This window comes from Geobacillus thermodenitrificans subsp. thermodenitrificans DSM 465 (assembly GCF_000496575.1).
GTDB classification, from domain to species: domain Bacteria; phylum Bacillota; class Bacilli; order Bacillales; family Anoxybacillaceae; genus Geobacillus; species Geobacillus thermodenitrificans.
In genome coordinates this window covers 1-1,553 of record NZ_AYKT01000046.1, presented here as the reverse complement: position 1 = coordinate 1,553, position 1,553 = coordinate 1, and the positions used below count along the sequence as shown (strand labels likewise).

Here is a 1,553-nt window from a genome sequence, read left to right as displayed (position 1 = left end):
GTCAAGTACATTTTGTGGTGAAGAGCCATATATGTTTTATTATGGATTGTAAGTGTAAATTTGTTCGATTTAATGCGCACAGCATGGTATCGTTATATGCGCTTTAGAATAATAAAGACAAAGTTATTTTATATATCCGTCCCTGTGATGAAAGACGTCCGGTGATCCAACCATGCCTGTTTGTGATTTATAATTTTTTCATTATTCATCTGCTCCTTTATTGTACTCATGTAGGAGTGTAGCACAGACAAGTTTTTGATTTTTGAATGATTCATACAATCTTATACTTTTTTAGGGAGTGACTAAGGCACCTTATAGCTATGAGAATGAAGGGTAAGGGGGAAACGTGATGTCAAAATATTATTTGTTCCATATTCTCATCACATCGATATTTGGGGTCTTATTGGTGTATGGTTTGGTTGTTAGAACTCCGAAAGGATTTGTTGTGACTGTTATTGGAGGAGCGATTTACATTGTATTAATGTTGATTAATTACATCAAAAATAAGCGTCCCAAAAAAGATGAAATAAAAGAAAAATAAGTATATTCATCATGAAAATGGAACGTCGCTAAATGTCAGCGACTGAAGCAATTGATATTTTTACTCTTTCTAACCCACTTTGTGATTTTTTTAATATAAATTTCTAGAAGAAAAAGGCGGATCATTCCGCTTTTTTTGTATGAGATAGCGGCCGAAAATAATGTTGCACAAATTTTGCATGGGATAAACGAGCAAGCTTATTCAGCATTGAAATATCAATCATTTTATGCTGTGGTTGTTATTCTCTTGGGTCAGCCCTTTACATACGATTTATTTGGATTAACATTTCCGAGGTTCTTAATACGTCCGAGTTTGTGGTCGTTTTTCATTTGTGGGAAATCTCGAAAAAACGATAGAATCCAAAACAATTTTGCACAGTGATTGACCTAGTACAGTTCTGTTATCAAGACACAAAGTGAAAATTGTGCGAGACAGATGGCAATTGGCTGAGTCGGTAGCGGCGGTTGATTTGAACTGTTTCAGATCAGCCTCGTGCCAATCGATCGAACAGAGCGTACAATGTCTTTTTGTTTATAAAACGAACATGAAAGAGCTTATTCCTTATAATAAGGAAATATTGCAGAAAAAGGACAGGTGATAGGAAGAGTGGGGATGTATAAATTGTTTTACAGCTAATATGAATTAGTGTTTTGGATAAAATTGGATGTATTATAACTATTGACTTAGATTCGATGAAGTAGTAATATATAAAGCGTCGCTTCGATGAATGAGAGCGAAGTAAGATAAAAATGAATAAATGCTTTCAACAAAGAAAGCTGCAATAAAAAATTGGTTCTTGACAGAGCAAAAACTTTTTTGATATAGTTAAATTTACTTGGTTGTTCAACATGATTTTTTGTAATGATTAATTCGTGATTAAAAAACTTGACATCTACCAAACAAGTATAGTATAGTAAAAAAGTGACTGTTATTCTTCGAGGAAGTTGAGTTCCTCGAGGAAGTTGATACAGAGAAGTTAATTCGTTCCTTGAAAACTGAACGAAACGAAGCG

General features: G+C 33.9%; 1 protein-coding gene. It reads left to right on the top strand.

Features of this window, described 5'->3' with window-relative positions; all coding sequences use genetic code 11:
- The first annotated feature begins 349 nt into the window (after positions 1–349).
- Positions 350–541 (top strand): hypothetical protein, encoded by a 192-nt coding sequence (locus tag DSM465_RS0117790; protein WP_029761960.1) that lies wholly within the window; start codon positions 350–352, stop codon positions 539–541.
- The last annotated feature ends 1,012 nt before the right edge of the window (positions 542–1,553 follow it).